Source organism: Streptomyces sp. NPDC050732, from assembly GCF_040654255.1.
GTDB lineage: Bacteria > Actinomycetota > Actinomycetes > Streptomycetales > Streptomycetaceae > Streptomyces.
This window is the reverse complement of sequence record NZ_JBFAHP010000007.1, coordinates 187,435-210,852: the sequence shown is the minus strand read 5'-3', so window position 1 is coordinate 210,852 and position 23,418 is coordinate 187,435. Positions and strand designations below refer to the sequence as shown.

The window sequence follows — 23,418 nt, the reverse complement described above, 5'->3', positions numbered from 1 at the left end:
GAAGAAGCGCTAGAAGACCGACTCCGCCTCGTCCATCCGGTCCTTCGGGACCGTCTTCAGCTCCGTGACCGCCTCCGCGAGCGGCACCATCGTGATGTCCGTGCCGCGCAGCGCCGTCATCTTGCCGTACTCGCCGCGGTGCACCGCCTCCACCGCGTGCCAGCCGAAGCGGGTCGCGAGGACGCGGTCGTACGCGGTGGGGGTGCCGCCGCGCTGGACGTGGCCGAGGATGACCGGCTTGGCCTCCTTGCCGAGGCGGGCCTCCAGCTCGTACGCGAGCGCCGTGCCGATGCCCTGGAAGCGCTCGTGGCCGAACTGGTCGATGGCGCCCTTGCCGTAGTTCATGGTGCCGTCCAGCGGGTGCGCGCCCTCGGCGACGCAGATCACCGCGAACTTCTTGCCGCGCGAGAAGCGCTCCTCGACCAGGGCGACCAGGTCGGCGGGGTCGAAGGGGCGCTCGGGCAGGCAGATGCCGTGCGCGCCGCCGGCCATGCCGGACTCCAGGGCGATCCAGCCCGCGTGGCGGCCCATGACCTCCACCACCATCACGCGCTGGTGGGATTCCGCCGTGGTCTTGAGGCGGTCCATCGCCTCCGTGGCCACGCCGACGGCCGTGTCGAAGCCGAAGGTGCGGTCCGTGGAGGAGATGTCGTTGTCGATGGTCTTGGGGACGCCGACGACCGGCACGCCCGCGTCGGCCAGCATGCCCGCCGCCGTGAGGGTGCCCTCGCCGCCGATCGGGATGAGCGCGTCGAAGCCGCTCCTCTCGATCAGGTCCTTGGCGTTGTCGCAGGCCGCGCGGAACCGGCCGCGCTCCAGGCGGGAGGAGCCGAGGATGGTGCCGCCCCGGGCCAGGATGCCGCTGACGGCGTTCAGGTCGAGGGGGCGGTAGCGCCCGTCGAGCAGGCCCGCGTAGCCGTCCTCGAAGCCGATGACCTCGTCGCCGTAGTGCGTCACGGCGCGGTGTACGACCGACCGGATCACTGCGTTGAGGCCGGGGCAGTCGCCGCCCGCGGTGAGAATTCCGATACGCATCGCGCTGTGTCTCCTGCTCGCTACTGGTACTTGTGAGCCGGTCCGATTGTTCCACGGCCGGAAGGGGGTCGCCGCTCACACCTGTCCGACGGATGTCTGTCCGATCCAGGGGCAGGGGTGGGGCAGAGGCTCCGGGGCCCGTCGCGCCAGGGCTTCGTCCGGCGGGCGACTTAGCCAGCCGCAGAGGTATTGTCAAGAGGGCACAGCCGCGATATCAGGTAATTTGTCCAGCTCGATGGGGTACCCCACAAACCCCGGCAAGCAAGCAAGCAAGCGGGCGAGCGAGCGAGCAGGCAAGCAGGAAGAAGGGAAGAGCACGGGTGACGCGCAGCGTGTACGTGACCGGGATCGACCGGGGAGACGGTCGCCAGGTCGTCGAACTGGGAGTCATGGAGCTCCTCACCCGCCAGGTCGACCGGGTCGGTGTCTTCCGGCCGCTCGTCCACGACGGCCCCGACCGCCTCTTCGACCTGCTGCGGGCCCGCTACCGCCTCTCGCAGGACGCCGCGACCGTGTACGGCATGGACTACCACGAGGCGTCCGCGCTCCAGGCCGAGCAGGGCACCGACGAACTGGTCTCGCAGCTCGTGGACCGGTTCCACCGGGTCGCGAGGGATTATGAAGTCGTTCTCGTGCTGGGGACCGACTTCGCCGCCACCCAGCTGCCCGACGAGCTCGCGCTGAACGCCCGCCTCGCCAACGAGTTCGGTGCCTCCGTGCTCCCCGTGGTCGGCGGCAAGAACCAGACCGCCGAGTCGGTGCGCGCCGAGACGCGGAACGCCTATCGCGCGTACGACTCGCTGGGCTGCGACGTCCTCGCGATGATCACGAACCGGGTGGCCCCCGCCGACCGGGACGAGATCCACGAGCGGCTGAGGGCCAGCCTCCCCGTGCCCTGTTACGTGCTGCCGGACGAGGCCGCGCTCTCCGCGCCGACGGTCGCGCAGATCACCCACGCCCTCGGCGGCCGCGTGCTGCTCGGCGACGACTCGGGGCTCGCGCGCGACGCCCTGGACTTCGTCTTCGGCGGCGCCATGCTGCCGAACTTCCTGAACGCCCTGACGCCGGGCTGCCTGGTGGTCACCCCCGGCGACCGCGCCGACCTCGTGGTGGGCTCGCTCGCCGCGCACAGCGCCGGTACGCCGCCCATAGCCGGCGTCCTGCTGACCCTGAACGAGCAGCCGGGCCCCGAGATCCTGACCCTCGCCGACCGCCTCGCCCCCGGCACCCCGGTCGTCGCGGTCTCCGGCGGCTCCTTCCCCACGGCGGCCGAGCTCTTCGCGCTTGAGGGGAAGCTGAACGCGGCGACGCCCCGCAAGGCGGAGACCGCGCTCGGCCTCTTCGAGCGGTACGTCGACACCGCGGACCTCCTGGGCCGCGTCTCGGCGCCCAGCAGCGACCGGGTCACGCCGATGATGTTCGAGCACAAGCTCCTGGAGCGGGCCCGCTCCGACATGCGTCGCGTCGTGCTGCCCGAGGGCACCGAGGAGCGGGTGCTGCGCGCCGCCGACGTGCTGCTGCGCCGCGGCGTCTGCGACCTGACCCTGCTCGGCCCGGTCGAGCAGATCCGCAAGAAGGCCGCCGACCTCGGCGTGGACCTCGCCGACTCCGAGCTCATCGACCCGCAGACCTCCGAGCTGCGGGACCGTTTCGCCGCGAAGTACGCCGAGCTGCGCGCCCACAAGGGCGTCACCGTCGAGCTCGCGTACGACGTGGTGGCCGACGTGAACTACTTCGGCACGCTGATGGTCCAGGAGGGCCTCGCCGACGGCATGGTGTCGGGCTCCGTGCACTCGACGGCGGCGACCATCCGCCCGGCCTTCGAGATCATCAAGACCAAGCCGGACGCCTCGATCGTCTCCTCCGTCTTCTTCATGTGCCTCGCCGACAAGGTGCTCGTGTACGGCGACTGCGCGGTCAACCCGGACCCGAACGCCCCGCAGCTCGCGGACATCGCCGTGCAGTCGGCTTCCACCGCCGAGCAGTTCGGTGTCGAGCCGCGGATCGCGATGCTCTCGTACTCGACGGGCACGTCCGGCTCGGGCGCGGACGTCGACAAGGTGCGCGAGGCCACCGAGCTGGTGCGCGGCCAGCGCCCCGACCTGAAGATCGAGGGGCCGATCCAGTACGACGCCGCCGTGGAGCCGTCGGTCGCGGCCACCAAGCTGCCCGACTCGGACGTCGCGGGCCAGGCCAGCGTACTGATCTTCCCCGACCTGAACACCGGCAACAACACCTACAAGGCCGTGCAGCGCTCGGCCGGCGCGATCGCCGTCGGCCCGGTCCTGCAGGGCCTGCGCAAGCCGGTGAACGACCTGTCCCGGGGCGCGCTCGTCCAGGACATCGTCAACACCGTCGCCATCACGGCGATCCAGTCCCAGGCCCAGCCGCCGAACCAGTAACCCCACAGAAGGTGTCTCGATCAGTGACCGCCACGCGCGTACTCGTCCTCAACTCCGGCTCGTCGTCGGTGAAGTACCAGCTCCTCGACATGCGTGACAGCTCACGTCTCGCCGTCGGCCTGGTCGAGCGGATCGGCGAGGAGACCTCCCGGCTCAAGCACACCCCGCTGACCGGCGGCGGCGCCGAGTCCCGTGAGCGCGAGGAGCCGATAGCGGACCACGAGGCGGCGCTGCGGGCCGTCGCCGACGAGCTGTCCGCCGACGGGCTCGGCCTCGACTCCCCCGAGCTGGCCGCGATCGGCCACCGGGTGGTGCACGGCGGTCTGAAGTTCACGCAGCCGACGGTGATCGACGACGCGGTGCTCAAGGAGATCGAGCGGCTCGTCCCGGTGGCGCCGCTGCACAACCCGGCCAACATCACCGGCATCCGCACGGCCCGGGCACTCCGCCCCGACCTGCCGCAGGTCGCCGTCTTCGACACGGCGTTCCACACGACGATGCCGGAGTCCGCGGCGCGCTACGCGATCGACGTGGCGACGGCCGACGAGCACCGCGTGCGGCGCTACGGCTTCCACGGCACGTCCCACGCGTACGTCTCGCGCGCGACCGCGAAGCTGCTCGGCAAGGCGCCCGAGGACGTGAACGTCATCGTGCTGCACCTGGGCAACGGCGCGTCGGCGAGCGCGGTGCGGGGCGGGCGTTGTGTCGACACGTCGATGGGGCTCACGCCGCTTGAGGGGCTCGTCATGGGTACCCGGTCCGGTGACATGGACCCGGCGGTGATCTTCCATCTCGCCCGGGTCGGCGGAATGTCCATCGACGAGATCGACATTCTGCTCAACAAGAAGAGCGGTCTGATCGGCCTCTGCGGCGACAACGACATGCGGGAGATCAGGCGCCGTATCGACGCCGGTGACGAAGAGGCGGCACTCGCTTTCGACATCTACATCCACCGTTTGAAGAAGTACATCGGCGCGTATTACGCGGTGCTCGGCCGGGTGGACGCCATCGTGTTCACCGCCGGGGTCGGCGAGAACGCCGCTCCGGTGCGGGAGGCCGCGATGGCGGGCCTGGAGGAGCTGGGGCTCGCGGTGGACGGCGCGCTCAATTCCGTACGTTCCGACGAAGCCCGGCTCATTTCGCCGGAGTACGCGCGCGTGGCCGTCGCCGTGGTGCCCACCGACGAAGAACTGGAGATCGCCGATCAGACGTATGCATTGGTCAGCGACCGCAACGCCTGAGCGCACAGCCGCCCATTTGTAGATTCCACCAGACGGAATATTCCGTAGCGAAACAAACCGATAGGATCGCCCCATGCGCCGTTCCAAAATCGTCTGCACGCTGGGCCCCGCCGTCGACTCCGAAGAGCAGCTCGTCTCGCTGATCGAGGCCGGCATGAACGTGGCCCGCTTCAACTTCAGCCACGGCACGCACGCCGAGCACCAGGGGCGGTACGACCGCGTCCGCTCGGCCGCCGCGAAGACCGGCCGTGCCGTCGGCGTCCTCGCCGACCTCCAGGGGCCGAAGATCCGTCTGGAGACCTTCGCCGAGGGACCCGTCGAGCTGGTGCGCGGTGACGAGTTCACCATCACCACCGAGGACGTCCCCGGCGACAAGTCGATCTGCGGCACGACCTACAAGGGTCTGCCGGGCGACGTCTCCAAGGGCGACCAGATCCTGATCAACGACGGCAACGTCGAGCTGCGCGTCGTCGAGGTGGACGGCCCGCGCGTGAAGACGATCGTCGTCGAGGGCGGTGTCATCTCCGACCACAAGGGCATCAACCTGCCCGGCGCGGCCGTGAACGTGCCCGCGCTCTCCGAGAAGGACATCGACGACCTCCGCTTCGCCCTGAAGATGGGCTGCGACATGGTCGCCCTGTCCTTCGTGCGCGACGCCAACGACGTCAAGGACGTCCACAAGGTGATGGACGAGGAGGGCCGCCGGGTCCCCGTCATCGCCAAGGTGGAGAAGCCGCAGGCCGTCGCCAACATGGAGGGCGTCGTCGCGGCGTTCGACGCCGTGATGGTGGCCCGTGGCGACCTCGCCGTCGAGTACCCGCTCGAAAAGGTCCCGATGGTGCAGAAGCGCCTCGTGGAGATGTGCCGCCGCAACGCCAAGCCGGTGATCGTCGCGACCCAGATGATGGAGTCGATGATCACCAACTCGCGCCCCACGCGCGCCGAGGCGTCCGACGTCGCCAACGCCATCCTGGACGGTGCCGACGCGGTCATGCTGTCGGCCGAGTCGAGCGTCGGCGCGTACCCGATCGAGACCGTCAAGACGATGTCGAAGATCGTCACCGCGGCCGAGGAGGAGCTGCTCTCCAAGGGGCTGCAGCCGCTCGTGCCGGGCAAGAAGCCGCGTACGCAGGGCGGTTCGGTGGCCCGTGCCGCCGCCGAGATCGCCGACTTCCTGGGTGGCAAGGCCCTGGTGGCCTTCACCCAGTCCGGCGACACGGCCCGCCGCCTCTCCCGCTACCGCGCGGCCCAGCCGATCCTGGCCTTCACCACGGACGAGGCGACCCGCAACCAGCTGACGCTGAGCTGGGGCGTGGACACCTACGTCGTGCCGCACGTCGACAACACCGACGCTATGGTCGAGCTCGTCGACGCCGAGTTGATCAAGCTCAACCGCTTCAACGACGGCGACACGGTCGTCATCACCGCAGGTTCGCCCCCCGGCGTCCCGGGCACCACCAACATGGTCCGGGTGCACCACCTGGGCGGCGGCGACCGCGACTGACGCCGGTCCGCCCGCACGCGAACGGCGAGGGCGCCCCCTGGTTCAGGGGGCGCCCTCGCCGTATGTGCGCGCGGCCGTCGGGCCTCAGGCGTCAGCGGGTGATCGTCTGCTCCAGGCCCGGCACCTTCAGGGTGCCGCCGAACTGGGCCGCCTGAAGGACCTTCACCTTGGTGAAGTACGCGATGGGGACGTTCAGCGGCGGCGGGTGCTCGGGGTCGAAGACGATCGGGATCAGGCCGAACAGGTTGCCCTGCAGCCGCTCCGTGTACATGATCGTCTGCCCGTCGCGGATCGTGGACGTGGAGCCCTCCTCCGCCCTGATGTGGTACTTCGAGCCGTCGGGGCCCGGGGCGATCTGGTGCAGGTCACCGATGTCCGTGCCGTTGTCCACGGTGAACTTCAGCGCCTGCTTCTTCTTGCCGCCTGCCGTCGTCAGGTTCACGACGCCCTTGTAGTCCAGGCCCTTGAGGAGCAGAGAGCTGGCCTCAAGCTCCCACGGGTCGTCCGGGATCGGGACGGGCGTCTGCTCGGCCTCGCCGTCGACCTTCTTCTCGACCACGCACGGGAACGGCTTCTTGCCGTCCGCGTCCGGGGCCGTCGGGTCCGTGACCTCGTCGCCCTCGGCGTCGTCCTTCGCCTCGTCGCTGTCGGGGTCGGGGTCGGCGTCGGTCTCGTCCTTCGCCTCGTCCTCGGTCTTGTCGACCGTGTCCTTCGCGCCGTCGACGGGCTCGGTGACCTTGTCCTTCGTGTTCTCGACCGTGTCCTTGGCCGTGTCCTCGGGCGACGCGGCCTTCTCCGAGTCGGAGGGCGTCGGCTTCGGGCTCGGGGTCTCCTTGTCCTCGGGGGCGTCGGGGGCGTCGGGCGTGAAGACGTCCTTGAGCGCGTCCCCGACACCCAGCGGGTCCCAAGGGTTCCTGGTCTTGGAGGGCGAGGGGTCGGGCGCCGGCTCCTCGGCCGCGTCCTTGTCCTTCTCGTCCGCGGAGGGCGAGGTGGACCCGGCGTCGCCGTCCGAGCCGGCCTTGTCGTCCGGGTCGGTCCTCGTGCCGTCGGAGGGCGAGGGGGTCGGACCGGGCTCGGTGGTGTCCTTGCCCGGCTCGTCCCGGTCGGCCTTCTCCTCGTCGGCCTTCTTCTTGGCGTCCGCGGTGTCCTTGGCGTCCTTGGCGTCCTTGGCGTCCTTCGCCTCCTCCTCGACGGACTTGGAGGCGTCGTCCGGCGCCGTGACACACGGGCCGTCCCGGAAGGGGTTCTTGGGAACGCCCGGCTTCGCCTGCGCGAGCGTCGGGGTCAGGCCCATGCCCATGAGGACCGCGCTCGGCATGGCCGCGAGGGCTATCGCCTTGCCCGCGGGCATCTGCAGACGGGTGAGCAGCGGCTTCCTGGGGGCCGCGTGACGCGGCCCGGATCTCGCACGGGACTCCCCCGCGGAGTCCTCGTGGTGGACCTCGTCAGCCTGCACGGTGCCTCCCGTTCGTCCCGTCCACCGGGCTCGTTCCTGACAGATCGTCGGCAGCGCTCGCACCGTCCACTCCGTTCGGGCCGCCGGCGACCGCGGGCTCGGGCGCCCTGCCCGGCCGCCCCTTCGCGCCCTTCGCGGGTACGCTCCCGGGCTCGCCCCAGGCGATGCCGAGGGCGCCGCCGATCAGCGCCAGCAGGAAGCCGATGAGGAAGCCGCCGATGTTGGAGACGACCAGGGAGACCAGGGCGAGCAGGATCGCCGCGACGCCCGCGAAGACCCGCGTGTGCACCTGGAACCACATGGTCAGACCGAGCACCATCAGGAGTACGCCGATGATCAGCGAGCCCGCTCCCGCCGTCGTGGCCAGGGCCAGCGTCAGGTTGCCGAGCTTGATGTTGCCGTAGGGCAGGTAGGCGATCGGCACGCCGCCAAGGATGGTGAGGAGGCCTGCCCAGAACGGGCGGGAGCCCCGCCAGGCCCGGAACTTCCCGCGGTAGACCTTGAGGAAGTGTTCGTTCGGCCCCGGTGACTTGGCGCTCATGGGAAAACAGCTCCTTGGAACCGGCGGTACGTGAATTCGGTGTAGCTCTGTGGTGGCGGGCGGGAGAGTCGTTCTCCGCGCCCGCCGGGCCAGTCGCTGTCCCGTGCCCGCCCTGACGGGCCGGCGGGTCAAGGACTCAGCGAGTGCTCAAGCGGGTGCTTAGAAGCACTCCTTCTTGCCCTTGTGCAGCTTCATGTTGAGGCCGCTCAGCTTGAAGGTGCCCGCGCTGGTCGCCCAGGCCGTCTGCTCGATGTCCCGCAGGATGGCGCGGTCGGCCTCCTGGGCGAAACCGTTCGGGTTCGCCTGCTCCTTGCCGCCCTTCATGCCGGGGCCCTTGGTGGAGGACCCGGCCGCGACACCGATGTTGATGTTCCTGAACTCGGCGTCGGCCTTCAGCTGCGCCACGTCGATGTACAGGTTCTTGGCCTTGACGGGCGTCTTGCCGCCGCCCGCCCGCAGCTGGAGCGTGACATCGCCGAGCACCGGGATGTGCGTCACGACGGACTGGCACATGTTGGTGATGTCGGCCTTCTTGAACGCCGAGACCGACACGGGGTGGGCGGCCTTCTTGCCCTCCATGTCGACACCGACGTCAACACCGCCGTACTGGACCATTCCACGGCCGTCGAGCTTGTCGGCCGACACCTTGAACGACTGGCCGGACACGCTGAACGATGCCGCGAGCGCGCCCTGCGAGAGGGCGACACCTATCGCGGCGGTAGCCGCGACGCTCGGCACCATGACTACGGCGAACCGCTTCCATCTGGTCCCGCCACGAGCCACAGATTCCATGACTTTCCTCCTTCTCGGACGTACATCTCCGGCCCTGACTGCTCCCTTTCGGGCGGCTCAGCCGGGCAGGGATGGGAGAAGTGCTACGTCCTCGGGAAGGAGAGCGCCCGCATCGGAGGCGCGCAACCGCACCACGTTCACCGGCGATCACCCCCGAGCGACAACCACTGGTCGCGCCTGACGCATCACGCACAACCTCACGGACAGGCCCTGCCGGGAGCGGCAGAGACCCCCCTGTCCAGACCGGCGACGGCGTCACCGGCCTGCTCGGTGGGGACCCGGAAGGCCCGCTCCCGACTGGCTTTCGGGTTGCGGGTCATCGGACCGAGCGTGGCCGATCGTGGTGCATTCTCGGCCCCCGCACAAGGGGGTTCGTTACTGGCTAGTAACGGCCCGATAACCGAAGCGCGACCGCCCGGTATCGGTCGGGCACGGACGGTGGCTCAAAGAGGCGGCACAGAACGGGGCATCAGCGGGCGTAACAGCCCAGAGGGATACCGATGTCTTACTCCAAGTAACAGTGGCCGCGTTTGCCAAGTTTTGGCAAAGCGCGGCCACTGTGGTGCCTCGGGAACAGACTTTTCACTCCGGCATCACAGCGCCCCGCGTTTAGGGACTGGTCAGCCGACGGGCCGGTGTGCGAACCGGCCGGGGGTGGTGCGGACGGATCAGAAGAGGACCCGGGCGAGCGCGGTGCGTGCCGCCGTCACCCGCGGGTCCTCGCCGCCCACGACCTCGAAAAGTTCGAGGAGCCGCACCCGCGCGGCGTCCCGGTCGTCGCCCGCGGTGCGCCGCACCGTGTCGATGAGCCGCCCGAAGGCGTCCTCGACGTGACCGCCCACCAGATCCAGGTCGGCCGCGGCGATCTGCGCCCGCACGTCCGCCGGATTGTCGGCGGCGTCCTTGCGGACCGCCTGCGGGTCGAGACCCTGGACGCGCTGGAGCAACTCGGCCTGCGCGAGCCCGAGTTTGGCCTCCGTGTTGGCCGGGTCGTCGCTGAGCACGTTCTTGTACGCCTGTACGGCACCGGCGAGATCGCCCGCGTCCAGCGCCTGTACGGCCGCTTCGAGCAGGGCGTCGTAAGGGCCGGCCGGCACCTCGGCGGGCGCGGGGGCCTGCTGCCCCTGCGCGTCGGCGTCGACCACCAGGCCGGTCAGGCCGAAGCGCTCCTCGCCGACCTGGATGAGCTGGTCCAGGGTCTGGCGGATCTGCGCCTCGGGGGCGGCGCCCTGGAAGAGGGGCAGGGCCTGTCCGGCCACCACCGCGAAGACGGCCGGGATCCCCTGGACCCCGAACTGCTGCATCAGCATCTGGTTCGCGTCGACATCGATCTTGGCAAGGAGGAAACGGCCGTTGTACTCCTGCGCGAGGCGCTCCAGGAGGGGGCCCAGCTGCTTGCACGGCTCGCACCACTCGGCCCAGAAGTCGATGACGACCGGAACCTCGGTGGAGCGCTGCAGGACCTGGCTCTCGAAGCCCGCCTCGTCGACATCGATGACGAGGGAGGCCGGGGACACCGCGGCGCCCGCCGCGCCCCCGCCCTGCCGCGCCGCTTCGGCGCGCGCCTGCTCCGCCTTCGCCTTGGCCTCCTGGGCCGCCTTCACCGCGGCGAGGTCGACGACTCCGCTCATGGACATGTTCCGTGGCTGCATGAGTACATCCTCCCCCAACGCGTGCGGGAACCGCGCCCGTCCGGGTACCCCCGCCGGATTGCGGGGCCGCGGGCGGCACGGTTCGAGGCTCCGGTGAAGGCCGGAGGTCCGGTGTGTGGCCCGGGGTCCCCACCCCGTGCCGGTGATCGTGCTGCGTGGTTGTCTCTCGTGGCTTTCGCTACGGGTCGTAGCGTAACTGCCCCGTCGCCGCCTGGGGAAGCGCCCTTCGGTGACCTCGCTCACTCCGCACCCCGGACGGCCGCGTACCGGCCGGTATGGTCGCGGCCATGCAGAGCCGTACGTCCACCACTCCACCCGCCCGCACCGGCGGCCGCCCGCGCAGCGCGACCGCCGACGCCGCGATCCTGGAGGCGACCCGGCAGGGCCTCGTCGAGCTGGGCTGGTCCAAGCTGACGCTCGGCGCCGTCGCCACGCGCGCGGGCGTCGCGAAGACGACCCTGTACCGGCGCTGGGCGGGCAAGAGCGAGCTGGTCGTCGACGCGGTGGCGGAGCTCTTCGACGAGCTGGAACTCCCGGACCGGGGCAGCCTGGCCGCCGACATCGAGGGCGTCGTCCTGCAGTTCGCGGTGCTGCTCGGGCGGCCCGAGACGAAGACCGCGCTGATGGCCGTGGTCGCGGAGTCCACGACGGACGAGCCGCTGCGGGACCGCATCCGCGCGTCCATCGTCGACCGCCAGAAGCGGCTGGTCCTCGCGGGCCGCGAGCGGGCGCAGGCGCGCGGCGAACTCCCTCCCGAGCCCGACCCGCTGACCGCGTCCCACACGGCCGACCTCATCTTCGACGTGATCGCCGGCGCGGTGGTGCACCGCGCCCTGGTCAGCGCGGAACCGGTGGACGAGGAGTGGGCCCGCCGCTTCACGCTACTGCTCCTGGGCGGCTTGGCAGCGGCAGCGGCGCAGGCGTGAAGTCTCCGGTGCCGGGGCGCCCCGTCAGGGGCGCGGGGAACTGCGCGACCAGCCCCCACCGCCCCGCACCCGAAGCTCAGACCTGATACCGCTCAGGCGCAAAGAGGCCCAAGTTCTCGGCGACCCAGGCCGAGGTGTGCTTCAAGCCCTCCGCGAGGGAGACCTCCGGAACCCACCCCGCCCACTCCCGGGCCCGGGAGTTGTCCGACAGCAACCTCTCCACCTCGCTCCCGGAGGGCCGCAGCCGCGCCGGGTCGACGACCACGGACGCCTCCCGCCCCGACGCCGCGATCAGCGCCTCCGCGAGGTCGCCGATGGAGATCTCCCGGCCCACGCCGAGATTGACCGCGTGGCCGAGCGCCCGGTCGGCGACCGCCATCGCCATGAAGCCCCGCGCCGTGTCCGTCACGTACGTGAAGTCCCGCGTGGGGGTCAGCGACCCCAGCTTGATCTCGCGGGCGCCCGCGTGGAGTTGGGCGAGGATCGTGGGGATGACGGCGCGGGCCGACTGCCGCGGACCGTACGTGTTGAAGGGGCGTACCACCGTCACCGGCAGCTCGAAGGCGTGCCAGTGCGAGAGCGCCATCATGTCGGCGCCGATCTTCGACGCGGAGTACGGGGACTGCGGCTGGAGCGGGTGGGCCTCGCTGATCGGCGCCGTCAGCGCGGTCCCGTACACCTCACTCGTGGACGTGTGCACCATGCGCCGCACGGAGTGCCGTCGGCACGCCTCCGCGACGTTCTCCGTGCCGACCACGTTCGTCTGGACGTACGCGCCCGGGGAGTCGTACGAGTACGGGATGCCGATCAGCGCGGCGAGGTGGAAGACGGTGTCGCACCCGGCGACCGCGTCCATCACGCGACCCGGGTCCCGTACGTCCCCCGCGATCATCTCGACCCGCGGGTCCCCGAGGAGGTGGGCGAGGTGCCCCTTCTCGGCGTACGGCTTGTAGTGCACGAAGGCACGGACCTTCGCGCCCGCTGCCAGGAGCAGGTCGACGAGCGTCGAGCCGATGAAGCCTTCGGCGCCGGTGACGAGGACGGTGCGGTCCTGCCAGGAGAAGGGGGTGTTCATGCGTACTCCAAGTGGGGTGTGGTGGGAGCGAGGTGCAGGACCCGCTCGGCGAGCAGGTCGGCCGCGCGGGCGTGCGGCCCGGGGTCGGCGGCGCCGCTCATCGCGGCGAGCCGCACGGGGTCAGCGAGCAGCGGCCCGACGATCCGCACGAGGCGGTCCGCGGTGGTCTCCGCGTCGGGCAGGAGGATCCCCGCGCCGGCGTCGGAGAGGACCCGGGCGTTGTGGGTCTGGTGGTCGCCGGGCGCGTGCGGGTAGGGCACGAGGACGGCGGGGACGCCGGTGGCGGCGAGTTCGGCGACGGTCGCGGAGCCCGCGCGGCAGACGACGAGGTCGGCGGCGGCGTAGGAGAGGTCCATGCGGTCGAGGTAGGGCACGGCGCGGGCGACGGCGTCGCCGCCCTCGGAGGCGAGGCGGGCGCGGGTCTCCTCAAGCGCCGCGGGTCCGGTCTTGATGAGCAGGTGGACGTCGCGGCGGTCCCGCCACCGCTCCGCGAGGCCGACCGCCGCCTCGGTGAGGCGGGCCGCGCCGAGGCTGCCGCCGTTGAAGAGGACCAGCCGGGCGCCGGGCGGCACGCCCAGCTCGTGCCGGGCCCGTCCGCGCAGCGCCGCCCGGTCGAGCGCGGCGAGCGGCGCGGCGATCGGCATCCCCGTGGTGTGCGCGCGCTCGCCGCCCGGCAGGTGGGCGCGGCTGCGGTCGAAGGCGACGGCGATGTTCGGGGTGAGCCGGGCCGCGAACCGGTTGGCGCGTCCCGGTACGGCGTTGGACTCGTGGATGAGGCTGGGCAGCCCCGCCATGCGGGCGCCGACGATGACGGGGGCGCTGGGGTAGCCGCCCATGCCGACGGCGACCTGCGCGCCCTGCTCGCGCAGGATGGCCCGGCACTGGGCGCCGGATTTGAGGAGCGCGGCCGGCAGGAGGTAGCGGCGGGCGCCGAGCGACGGGTCGAAGGGGATCATGTCGACGGTGTGAAGGCGGTATCCGGCGTCCGGGATCAGCCGGGTCTCCAGGCCGCGTTCGGTGCCGACGAAGGAGATCACCGCGTCCGGCACGGCCCGGCGCAGCGCGTCGGCGAGGGCGAGGCCGGGGTAGATGTGCCCGCCGGTGCCGCCCGCGCCGATGACGACGGAGAGAGTGGTTCGCATGGCAGTGGAGCTTCACGCGCCGGTCTAAGAGGGTTTTAAGAGCCGTGTTTGGCACCTTTGGGGCATGAGTTTCGCGAGTGTGACCAGCAAGGGCGGCCCGCCGGGGGCGGGCGGGACGGCACCGCACCGGATCCTCGTCGTCGACGACGACCCCGAGGTCCGGGCCGCCGTCGAGGACGCCCTGACGGTCGAGGGGCATCACGTGCGGGGCGCGGCGGACGGGCACCGGGCGCTCACGGCGGTGGCCCGCTGGCAGCCGGACCTGGTGGTCCTGGACGTCCTGATGCCGGTCATGGACGGTCTCGCGGTCTGCCGTCAGCTGCGCGCCGCGGGCGACCGCACCCCGGTCCTGGTCCTGACCGCGCTCGACTCGGTGAGCGAGCGCGTGGACGGCCTGGACGCGGGCGCCGACGACTATCTGGTCAAGCCGTTCGCCCTGGACGAGCTGGTGGCACGGGTGCGGGCGCTGTTGCGGCGTGCGACGCCGGAGCGGGCCGCGGACGACGGCGACGACCTCGCGTACGGCGATCTCGTCCTCGATCCCGCGACGCGCACCGGCAGCCGCGGCGGGCGCCGGGTCGAGTTCAGCCGTACGGAGGCCGTCCTGCTGGAGCTGCTGCTGCGCAACGCGGGCCAGGTCCTGCCGCGGGACCTGATCCAGCAGGCCGTGTGGGGCCGGGACTTCGGCCCCGACTCCAACTCCCTCGCCGTGTACGTGGGTTATCTGCGCCGCAAGCTGGAGTCGGGCGGCGAGCCGCGCCTGGTCCACACCGTGCACGGCGTCGGCTACCGGCTGGGCTCCCCGTGAGCGCGCGGCGCAGGCTCGGCGCGCGGTGGCGGCGGCGCAGGCCGCTGCGGACCCGCCTCGCGGTGATGGCGGCAGCGGCCGTGGCGGTGGTGGCGATCGGGGTGTGCGCCGCCGCGTTCTTCGTGATCCGCTACAAGCTGTACCAGCAGCTCGACCAGAACCTCGCCCAGTCGGCGACGCTCATCGCGCAGCAGCACCGCGCCGAGGGGCCCGGCGTCATGACGGGCGAGTGCCGGTTCCTGGGCGCGCCGGCCTGCTCGCAGATCGTCCCGGCGGACGCGGCGGACGACCCGGCGAAGCCGTACCTGCTGCCGGTGGACGGGCCGACCCGGGAGGTCGCCGCGGGCCGCCGCACCCCGTACTACTCGAACTTCACGCTGCCGGGCGGCAAGCCGGGGCGCCTGTACACCACCACCTTCGGCAAGGAGGGCGAGGCCGTGCAGGTCGCGCTGCGCGCGGACATCGCGGAGCGCGGCGTGCGGCAGGCCGCGGGGCTGCTGGCCGCGGTGGGCGGCGCGGGCGTGCTGCTGTCCGCCGTCGGCGGTTACTGGGTCTCCCGCACCGGCCTGGCGCCGATCACCCGCCTCACCGCCACGGCCGAGCGCATCGCGGCGACGCGGGACGCCCGGCACCGCATCGAGCTGCCGCCGGGGCCGCCCGGCCGTGAGGGGCACGAGGACGAGGTGACCCGCCTGGCCGCCACCTTCAACACGATGCTCGCCGAGCTGGAGGAGTCCGTGGCGGCGCGCCGCCGGCTGGTCGCCGACGCCTCGCACGAGCTGCGCACCCCGCTGACCGCGCTGCGCACGAACGCCGAGCTGCTCGCGAGGGCGGACCGGTTGACGGACGCCCAGCGCGACCGGGCGTCCGGCGCGCTCGGCCGCCAGCTGCGCGAGGTCACCGGCCTGGTCAACGACCTGATCGAGCTGGCCAGGGACGCGGAGCCGCAGCCGCTGCTCGAAGAGGTACGGCTCGCCCCGCTGGCCGCCCACGCGGTGGACGCGGCCCGCGGCCACTGGCCCGCCGTCCCCTTCACGCTCCAGGTGGCGCCGGAGGCGGCGGAGCTCAGCGTGCCCGGCGTACCGGCGCGACTGTCCCGGCTGCTCACCAACCTGATCGACAACGCGGCCAAGTTCAGCCCGCCGGGCGCCCCGGTGGAGGTCACGCTGACCACCACGGAGCGGACCGCGGCGGAGCTGACCGTCCGCGATCACGGGCCCGGCATCGCGGAGGAGGACCTGCCGTACGTCTTCGACCGCTTCTACCGCGCGGAGAAGGCGCGCGCGCTGCCGGGCTCGGGCCTGGGCCTCGCGATGGCCCGCCAGATCGCGCACGCGCACGGGGCAGAGCTCACGGCGGAACGGGCGCCGGGCGGCGGCGCACTGTTCCGCCTCACCCTGCCCGCGTCCTGAGACCCCGCCGGGCTACTTCTTGTTCCAGGCGCAGCTGCCGAGCGTGGCCTTGCCCTTGCCGACGAGCCGGTCGGCGTCGCCGGCCGTCAGTACGCGCGTGTGGTCGCCCTTGCACACCACGGTGCGGTCGCCGTGCCCGGCCAGGTCGACGAGGATCTGGTCCCAGTGGCGGTACTGCACGTCGTGCCCGGAGTCCGCGTACGAGCGCACCTTCGCCCCGTCCGGCAGCGCCTCCTGCCAGGTCTTCAGGGTGGCGGGCGGCACGGTGGTGTCCTTCTCGCCGCCGTAGAGGTACACGGGGGCGTCGAGCTTCGACAGGTCGGGGCCCGGGCGCTCGCAGTACAGCTTCTGCTCGTGCACCTGGGGCGCCGGGTCGGCCTGCTGGCCGCGCTGGTTGTAGGTGCGCGCGCCTTCTTCGTACGCCGTGTCGGCGAAGCCCGGGATCGACTTCACGGGGCTGTCGTCGGGGAACGCCCACCACTTGCGCGGGTCCTTGATCTGGTCCTTCACGGCGGCGGCGAGCTGGTCGTCGGAGAGGGAGCAGTAGGCGGGCTTCGTGCCGTAGGGCGGCAGGGCGGCCGCGAGGTGCAGCTGGGAGATGCGCTCGGGGGCCCGCTCGGCGAGTTCCGCGGCGTAGGGTCCGCCGCCGGATATCGCGACGACGGACACGTCGTCCACGCCGAGCCGGTCGAGGACTTCGAGTGCGTCCTTCGCGAAGTCGGCGGTGCCCAGCTCCTCGTCGAACGCGGTGTCGCCGAAGCCGTTGCGCTCCACGGAGATCAGTCGCAGGCCCAGGTCCTCGCGGGTCGTCCGGAAGAAGTCGGTCATGTGCGAGGCGCGGGCGCTCGTGCCGGTGCCGCCGATGAAGAGGACGGGCTTGCCGTCCTTGTCCCCCGTGTCCGAGTAATGGGCCGTCCGCCCGTCGGAGAGCTTCGCGGCGCGCACCTCGGGGCCGAGGGAGTCGAAGTCGTCCTGGACCTTGGGCTCGGGCGGCGGGCTCGCACTCACCTCGCCGGAACCACCGATGAGCAGCGCGCCGAGGACGGTGGCGGTGGCGGCTCCGATGGCGATGGCGGCGGTGCGGGCGTGGCCGGTCGAGGTCACGGGGGCTCCTGGGGCGGGGGGTGGTTGACCGCGCTGGCGCCTGCCCTGGCCCCTGGGCCTTAAACCTACGAATTCGCGCCGCCCGGCCGGGGCGGGGGCGTTTCGTCCGGTTCGCCCCCTTCTGCGGGTGAGTGGGGGCTGGCCGCGCAGTTCCCCGCGCCCCTAAAAACACCGCCCCGCACCCGGCAACACACAGGCACCCCTCAAGGGGCGCGGGGAACTGCGCGAGCAACCCCCACCAACCCGCAGGCGACATCCCGGACGGCCCCCATCAGGGGCGCGGGGAACTGCGCGACCAGCCCCCACCACCCCGCAGACAACCACGCAGAGCACCACCCCACCAGGGGCGCGGGGAACTGCGCGAGCAACCGTCGCCGGCCCGGCGGCCCGCAGGCGGCGGCGAGGCCGGGGCTAGAAGCCCGGCGGCTCCACGTAAACGCCCCACTCGTCGCGAAGCACCCCGCAGATCTCGCCGAGGGTCGCCTCGGCCCGCACCGCCTCCAGCATGGGGGCGATCATGTTGGACCCGTCGCGCGCGGCGGAAAGCATCGCGTCGAGCGAGGCCCGGACCCGCGCGTCGTCACGCCGCCCCTTGCGCCCCGCAAGCTCGCGCACCTGCTCGCGCTCGACCTCGTGGCTGACGCGCAGGATCTCCAGGTCGCCGGTGACGGAGCCTTCGAGGCAGTTGACGCCGACGACCCGCTTGTCGCCCTTCTCCAGGGACCGCTGGTACTGGAAGGCGGACTCGGCGATCTCGCCGGTGAACCAGCCGTCCTCGATGCCGCGCAGGATGCCCGAGGTGATCGGGCCGATGGGGTGCTGCCCGTCCGGCCGGGCGCGGCGCCCCCGCTCCTTGATCTGCTCGAAGATCTTCTCGGCGTCGGCCTCGATGCGGTCGGTGAGCTGCTCGATGTACCAGGAGCCGCCGAGCGGGTCCGCGACGTTGGCGACGCCGGTCTCCTCCATCAGCACCTGCTGCGTGCGCAGCGCGATCTCCGCGGCCTGCTCGCTCGGCAGGGCGAGGGTCTCGTCGAGGGCGTTGGTGTGGAGGGAGTTCGTGCCGCCGAGCACCGCGGCCAGGGCCTCGACCGCCGTACGGACCACGTTGTTGTACGGCTGCTGGGCCGTGAGCGAGACACCCGCGGTCTGCGTGTGGAAGCGCAGCCACTGCGCCTTCTCGGTCTTCGCCCCGTACTCGTCGCGCAGCCACCGCGCCCAGATGCGGCGTGCGGCGCGGAACTTGGCGATCTCCTCGAAGAAGTCGACGTGCGCGTCGAAGAAGAAGGAGAGGCCGGGCGCGAAGACGTCCACGTCGAGCCCGCGCGAGAGGCCGAGCTCCACGTACCCGAAGCCGTCCGCGAGGGTGTACGCGAGCTCCTGCGCGGCCGTCGCCCCGGCCTCTCGGATGTGGTAGCCGGAGACCGAGAGCGGCTTGTACGCGGGGATGTCGCGCGCGCAGTGCTCCATCAGGTCGCCGATGAGGCGCAGGTGCGGCTCGGGCTGGAAGAGCCACTCCTTCTGGGCGATGTACTCCTTGAAGATGTCGGTCTGCAGCGTGCCGTTGAGGACGGCCGGGTCGACACCCTGGCGCTCGGCGGCGACGAGGTACATGCAGAAGACGGGCACGGCGGGCCCGCTGATCGTCATGGACGTCGTGACGTCGCCGAGCGGGATGTCCTTGAAGAGGACCTCCATGTCGGCGGCAGAGTCGATGGCGACGCCGCAGTGGCCGACCTCGCCGAGCGAGCGCGGGTCGTCGGAGTCTCGGCCCATGAGGGTCGGCATGTCGAAGGCGACGGAGAGGCCGCCGCCGCCGTTGGCCAGGATCATCTTGTAGCGCTCGTTCGTCTGCTCGGCGTTGCCGAAGCCCGCGAACTGGCGGATGGTCCAGGTGCGGCCGCGGTACCCGGTGGCGTAGAGCCCGCGTGTGAAGGGGTACTCCCCCGGCCAGCCGATCCGCTCGAACCCGTCGTACGTGTCCCCGGGCCGGGGCCCGTAGACGGGGTCGACGGAGTCCCCGGAGAGCGTGGTGAAGTCCGCGTCGCGCTTGCGGGCCTTGTCGTAACGGGCCTGCCAGCGGCGGCGGCCTTCCTCGATCGCGTCAGCGTCCATACCATCGAATTTACTAGGACGTCCTAGTAAAAGTCGATGGGCAACCGCCACGGACCTGTCCGTGGCGGTGGGGGTTACGCCTTCGCGGTGACCGGGGAGCCGTCGGCGATCAGCGGCTCGACGTCACGGGCGACCTTGCGCTCGACGAAGAAGGCGGCGGTCGGGATCGTGCCCGAGACAAGGACCCACAGCAGCTTGCCGAACGGCCACTTCGCCTTGGAGCCCAGGTCGAAGGCGAAGATCAGGTAGATGATGTAGAGCACGCCGTGCACCTGCGACACGACGAGCGTCAGACCCTCGCCCTTGTCGAAGCCGTACTTGGCCACCATGCAGGCGCACAGGACGAGGAGCATGACGGCGGTGACGTAGGCCATCACCCGGTAACGGGTCAGCACGCTGCGTTTCATGGCTACGAGCGTAACGGCCCTTTTCACGCGATCTTCGCCGCCCCCGCCCGGACCGGAACGAGCGGGTCCTACTGCTCCTCGAAATCCCGCGCCGCCACCCGCAGGGGCCGCAGCATCGCGAAGATCTCCCCGCACTCCTCCGCGTCGTACACCCCGAGCCCGAAGTCCATCGCCATCAGCTCGCGGGTGGCCGCCTCGACGACCTCGCGGCCCTTCTCCGTGATGGAGGCGAGCGTGCCGCGCCCGTCGTTGGGGTTCGGGCGCTTGTCGACCAGGCCGGACTTCACCAGGCGGTCCACGGTGTTGGTGACCGAGGTCGGGTGCACCATGAGCCGCTCGCCGATCTTCGACATCGGCAACTCGCCGGCCTGCGAGAAGGTGAGGAGCACCAGCGCCTCGTAGCGCGCGAAGGTCAGTCCGTACGGCTTGACGACCGCGTCGACCTCGGCGAGGAGGATCTGGTGCGCGCGCATGATCGAGGTGATCGCACCCATGGCCGGGACCGATCCCCAGCGCTGCTTCCAGAGCTCGTCGGCGCGGGCGATGGGATCGAAGGGGAGGCTGAGCGGCTTCGGCACGGCATCGACCTTACCCGCCGGTCACATGGTGGTCAGCCCCGTCTCGCAATTCGGTCGTACGCCCCGGGGTGCACGGATGCACACCGCCCGCCGTCGCGCCCGGCACCGGAGGCGGTGTGGCACAAGGCGGCGATTAGTCCTTTATGCAACGATTGCCGGGCTGACTGACCGTCACGTCCCTGTCACCGTCACCGTCGCCCAAGGGGGCTGGATGCACCGGCTGCTCCGCACGTTCACGGCACTCGCGGCCCTCGCCGCCCTCGGGCTCCCGGCAGGCTGCTCCTCCTCGGACCCGGGGTCCGACGGGACGAAGGAGGAGACGGCCGCACGCAAGCCCGCCACCGCGAGCGCCGGGCCCCCCGCGGGCACCTTCTGGGTCGACCCGGACAGTCCCGCCGCCCGCCAGGTCAGGCAGTGGGAGGAGCAGGGCCGCGCCGAGGACGCCGAGACGCTCAGACGCATCTCCGAGCGGGCCATGGCGGTGTGGCCGGCCGGGGACGATCCGGCACCCGACATCGCGAAGGCGACGCGGGGCGCGGTCGAGAAGGACCGCACCGCCGTGCTCGTCGCGTACAACATCCCGCACCGCGACTGCGGTCAGCACTCCGCCGGCGGCGCGGCCGGCTCCGACGCCTACCGGAGCTGGGTGGACACCTTCGCCGACGCGATCGGCGACGCGCCCGCCCTGGTCGTCCTTGAGCCCGACGCGATCCCGCACATCGTGGACGGCTGCACCCCTGCCGAGTACCACGCGGAGCGCTACCAGCTGCTCTCCGAGGCGATCCAGCGCCTCAAGCGGCAGCCGGAGGTGAAGGTCTACCTCGACGCGGGGAACCCCGGCTGGATCACCGAGCCGTACAAGCTCACCGAACCGCTCCAGAAGGCGGGCATCGCCCAGGCCGACGGCTTCTCGCTGAACGTCTCCAACTTCCAGAGCGACGAGACCATCAAGTCGTACGGCCGCACCCTGTCGGCGACCGTCGGCGGCAAGCACTTCGTCATGGACACCAGCCGCAACGGCAAGGGCCCCCTGGCGGGCGACCGCGAGGACGCCTGGTGCAACCCGCCGGGCCGCGGCCTCGGCACCCCGCCGACCGACCGCACGGGCGATCCACTGCTCGACGCCGTCCTGTGGATCAAACGGCCGGGCGACTCGGACGGCCCCTGCCGCGGCGGCCCGGCGGCCGGGCAGTGGTGGCCGGACTACGCGCTGGGGCTCGCGCGGAACGCCAAGAGCGCCTGATCACGGGAGGCGCGGTGCTCGGTCGTCCGTGCCGACGTGGATCCACTTCGCCTCGGACGACGTGCCGTCCTTGTCGGTCACGAACAGCATGTACCAGCCCGGCGGGACGAGCGCCGGGTCCTCCCGCGGCACGTCCACGGTGACCGTGCCCTTGCCCTTGCTGAGGCCGAGCGCGATCGAGCGCTGTTCGACGTCCGTCGTGTGCGTCACCGCGCTCGGGCGCATCAGGCGGGCCGACGCGATGTTCTCGGGGCGGTCGGTGCGGAACGTCGCGCGGCCGTCCGCCGCCAGCTCCTGCGGGCCCTCGCCGAGCACCGGGCGGTTCGCGCCGCCCCGGTGCAGCGCGGGCGGCGTGAAGATCTCCATGCGCTGCTCGAAGTGGCCGAGCTTGGTGTTCTGCTCGTTGTCGTAGAGCGGGTCGGAGCCGAACGTGGCGACCCGGCCGTCGGGCAGCAGCAGCGCCTCCGAGTGGTAGTTGCGGCCCACCTTGGGCGCCGCGGCCTCGCGGAACTCGTTCGCCTTGGGGTCGTAGAACTGCGCCTTGTAGATGTTGCTGGCGCTGCGTCCCCGGTAGTCACTGGAGCCGTTCGTCGTGAACACCGAGTCGTTCGGCATGAGCACGCTGTTCAGATAGCGCGTGCCCTGCGGCAGTTGCGGACCGGTCCTGAAGGACGGGTTGTCCTCCTTGAGGTCGATCACCGCCGTGCGCCGCGTCGCCTTGTCCGACTCACCCACGCCCCCGCCGCCCATGATCATGACCTTCTGGTCCTGGGCGGGCGGCAGCAGCACGGACGCCGACGTCTCGGTCTGGTCGAGGTCCTCCAGGCCTGGGACCTTCTCGAACTTGTTCGTCTCCAGGTCCCACAGGCCCGGCTCGCGCCCCTTGTCCGCGGGCCCGTACCCCGCGTTGGACGCGGGGTAGAAGAGCTTGCCGCCCTTGGTGAGGAAGAGCGCTGGGTACGTCGGGAAGTACCGCTTCGGGCCGTCCGACCACTTCTTCGTCTTCGGGTCGTAGATCTCGTTGTCGCCCGGGTCGACGACGCCCACGTCGTCGAGTCCGGAGACCGCGAGCACCTTGCCGTTCTCCAGGCCGACGAGCGTCGGGTACCAGCGGGCCTTGTCCATGGGTTCCACCGGGACGTACCGCTCGGCCTTGGGGTCGAACTCGTACGCCGCCTTGATCCCCTGGAAGTCCTGCTTCTCCATGTCGATCTTCTCGGCGATGCCGTAGGTGTTGTCGGCCTCCTCGCCGGTCAGTCCCTCGATCTCGTACTGAGCGGACTTCTCGTTGACCGACTGCTCGCCCTCCTGGACCGCCTCGACGAAGACCCGCGCCTCGCTCGCCTTGACCTTCGTCTTCCAGGGCTGCATCACACCGGACTTGGAGTACGTGATCTCGTAGTCCCGCTTCGCCTTCGGCACCTCGACGTCGAACTTGCTGACGTACTCGATGCCGGACGGTGAGCGGAACTTGGTGCCCTTCTTCAGGACCACCGGCTTGTCCGGGTTCTCGTTCTTCACGCGCATGCCGCCGCCGGCCCGCTCCACCTCGCCGTCGAGCAGCTCGTACCGCGCGGTCCCGCCCGCCACCAGGAGCCGCCCGTCGGGGAGCTGGGCGTGCCCCGAGCAGAAGAAGTCCTCGGGCGTGGGGATCTTCTTGAACGTGTCGTTCTTCGGGTCCCACAGGACGGTGTCGAACGACCCCGAGTCGAACTTCTTCTGCTCGTTGCCCGAGCCCGCGACGATCAGCACCTTGCCGGTGTGGAGCAGCGCGGCGTGGATGGCGTTGGTGCGGTACTCCTTGGGGATGGCGACCTGCTTCCAGGAGCCGTACTTCTTCTTGTAGCCGGGCTGCGAGATCTTGTACTCGTAGTACTGCTCCTCGGCGAAGGAGAGCGCGGCAGGAGCGTTCAGTCCGACGAGCAGCGCGCCCGCGCCGACTCCGATGGCGGTCTTTCTCGTGCGCTTCGAGGGCCGGTAGGCCATGG

19 protein-coding genes are annotated in these 23,418 nt (G+C 71.2%); 7 read left to right on the top strand and 12 right to left on the bottom strand.

Annotated elements, in window-relative coordinates; genetic code table 11:
- Positions 1-9 precede the first annotated feature (9 nt).
- Positions 10-1,035 carry a 6-phosphofructokinase gene (locus AB0H82_RS08955; protein ID WP_362990372.1) on the bottom strand — a complete coding sequence of 342 codons (1,026 nt, stop codon included), beginning with the start codon at positions 1,033-1,035 and terminating at the stop codon, positions 10-12.
- Between the two features lie 320 nt (positions 1,036-1,355).
- On the opposite strand from AB0H82_RS08955, the gene pta reads away from it, so the two are divergent.
- From pta to pyk, 3 genes are all read left to right on the top strand, one after another.
- A complete protein-coding gene (gene pta / locus AB0H82_RS08950) occupies positions 1,356-3,437 on the top strand; it encodes a phosphate acetyltransferase (RefSeq protein WP_362990370.1) in 2,082 nt (693 codons plus the stop codon).
- A gap of 23 nt (positions 3,438-3,460) precedes the next feature.
- A complete protein-coding gene (locus AB0H82_RS08945; protein ID WP_362990368.1) occupies positions 3,461-4,678 on the top strand; it encodes an acetate kinase in 1,218 nt (405 codons plus the stop codon).
- Positions 4,679-4,751: 73 nt separating this feature from the next.
- On the top strand, positions 4,752-6,182 hold the full coding sequence (pyk, locus tag AB0H82_RS08940) for a pyruvate kinase (RefSeq protein WP_362990366.1): 1,431 nt from the start codon (positions 4,752-4,754) through the stop codon (positions 6,180-6,182).
- A gap of 91 nt (positions 6,183-6,273) precedes the next feature.
- On the opposite strand, the gene AB0H82_RS08935 is transcribed toward pyk, so the two are convergent.
- The 4 genes from AB0H82_RS08935 to AB0H82_RS08920 form a co-directional block, all read right to left on the bottom strand.
- A complete protein-coding gene (locus tag AB0H82_RS08935) occupies positions 6,274-7,638 on the bottom strand; it encodes a hypothetical protein (protein WP_362990364.1) in 1,365 nt (454 codons plus the stop codon).
- Positions 7,628-8,179, bottom strand: a complete 552-nt coding sequence (locus tag AB0H82_RS08930; RefSeq protein WP_362990362.1) for a DUF6114 domain-containing protein — start codon at positions 8,177-8,179, stop codon at positions 7,628-7,630. Before AB0H82_RS08930 ends, AB0H82_RS08935 begins: the two co-directional genes overlap by 11 nt.
- A 159-nt stretch (positions 8,180-8,338) precedes the next feature.
- Positions 8,339-8,971, bottom strand: a complete 633-nt coding sequence (locus AB0H82_RS08925) for a DUF6230 family protein (protein WP_362990360.1) — start codon at positions 8,969-8,971, stop codon at positions 8,339-8,341.
- A gap of 668 nt (positions 8,972-9,639) precedes the next feature.
- Complete coding sequence (locus tag AB0H82_RS08920) at positions 9,640-10,623, bottom strand: tetratricopeptide repeat protein (RefSeq protein WP_362990358.1); 984 nt, start codon at positions 10,621-10,623, stop codon at positions 9,640-9,642.
- Positions 10,624-10,910: 287 nt separating this feature from the next.
- Here AB0H82_RS08920 and AB0H82_RS08915 point away from each other — a divergent pair, with 287 nt between their 5' ends.
- Positions 10,911-11,549: a TetR/AcrR family transcriptional regulator gene (locus tag AB0H82_RS08915; protein WP_362990356.1), complete on the top strand. Its 639-nt coding sequence runs from the start codon at positions 10,911-10,913 to the stop codon at positions 11,547-11,549.
- A 76-nt stretch (positions 11,550-11,625) separates the two neighbouring features.
- Here AB0H82_RS08915 and AB0H82_RS08910 read toward each other — a convergent pair whose 3' ends face one another.
- Positions 11,626-12,624, bottom strand: a complete 999-nt coding sequence (locus AB0H82_RS08910) for an SDR family NAD(P)-dependent oxidoreductase (RefSeq protein WP_362990354.1) — start codon at positions 12,622-12,624, stop codon at positions 11,626-11,628.
- Complete coding sequence (locus AB0H82_RS08905) at positions 12,621-13,766, bottom strand: UDP-N-acetylglucosamine--N-acetylmuramyl-(pentapeptide) pyrophosphoryl-undecaprenol N-acetylglucosamine transferase (RefSeq protein WP_362990352.1); 1,146 nt, start codon at positions 13,764-13,766, stop codon at positions 12,621-12,623. The genes AB0H82_RS08910 and AB0H82_RS08905 overlap by 4 nt, the downstream gene beginning before the upstream one ends.
- 64 nt (positions 13,767-13,830) lie before the next feature.
- Between AB0H82_RS08905 and AB0H82_RS08900 the strand changes: the two genes are divergently transcribed.
- Positions 13,831-14,574: a response regulator transcription factor gene (locus AB0H82_RS08900; RefSeq protein WP_362990350.1), complete on the top strand. Its 744-nt coding sequence runs from the start codon at positions 13,831-13,833 to the stop codon at positions 14,572-14,574.
- Positions 14,571-15,986 carry a HAMP domain-containing sensor histidine kinase gene (locus AB0H82_RS08895; RefSeq protein WP_362990348.1) on the top strand — a complete coding sequence of 472 codons (1,416 nt, stop codon included), beginning with the start codon at positions 14,571-14,573 and terminating at the stop codon, positions 15,984-15,986. Before AB0H82_RS08900 ends, AB0H82_RS08895 begins: the two co-directional genes overlap by 4 nt.
- A 12-nt stretch (positions 15,987-15,998) precedes the next feature.
- Here the strand turns inward: AB0H82_RS08895 and AB0H82_RS08890 are convergent, their stop codons facing one another.
- The 4 genes from AB0H82_RS08890 to AB0H82_RS08875 all read right to left on the bottom strand — a co-directional run bounded on the left by AB0H82_RS08890 (position 15,999) and on the right by AB0H82_RS08875 (position 20,187).
- A complete protein-coding gene (locus AB0H82_RS08890) occupies positions 15,999-17,090 on the bottom strand; it encodes an alpha/beta hydrolase (protein WP_362990346.1) in 1,092 nt (363 codons plus the stop codon).
- A 411-nt stretch (positions 17,091-17,501) separates the two neighbouring features.
- Positions 17,502-19,202, bottom strand: coding sequence for a methylmalonyl-CoA mutase family protein (locus AB0H82_RS08885; RefSeq protein ID WP_362990344.1), 1,701 nt, complete (start codon positions 19,200-19,202; stop codon positions 17,502-17,504).
- Between the two features lie 74 nt (positions 19,203-19,276).
- Complete coding sequence (locus tag AB0H82_RS08880) at positions 19,277-19,609, bottom strand: DUF3817 domain-containing protein (protein ID WP_362990342.1); 333 nt, start codon at positions 19,607-19,609, stop codon at positions 19,277-19,279.
- Between the two features lie 68 nt (positions 19,610-19,677).
- Positions 19,678-20,187, bottom strand: a complete 510-nt coding sequence (locus AB0H82_RS08875) for a MarR family transcriptional regulator (RefSeq protein WP_362990340.1) — start codon at positions 20,185-20,187, stop codon at positions 19,678-19,680.
- 211 nt (positions 20,188-20,398) lie between these two features.
- On the opposite strand from AB0H82_RS08875, the gene AB0H82_RS08870 reads away from it, so the two are divergent.
- The gene (locus AB0H82_RS08870; protein ID WP_362990338.1) at positions 20,399-21,430 is read left to right on the top strand and encodes a glycoside hydrolase family 6 protein; all 1,032 of its coding nucleotides are present in this window, start codon (positions 20,399-20,401) and stop codon (positions 21,428-21,430) included.
- Here AB0H82_RS08870 and AB0H82_RS08865 read toward each other — a convergent pair whose 3' ends face one another.
- Positions 21,431-23,416, bottom strand: a complete 1,986-nt coding sequence (locus tag AB0H82_RS08865) for a kelch motif-containing protein (RefSeq protein ID WP_362990336.1) — start codon at positions 23,414-23,416, stop codon at positions 21,431-21,433.
- Positions 23,417-23,418: the final 2 nt, after the last annotated feature.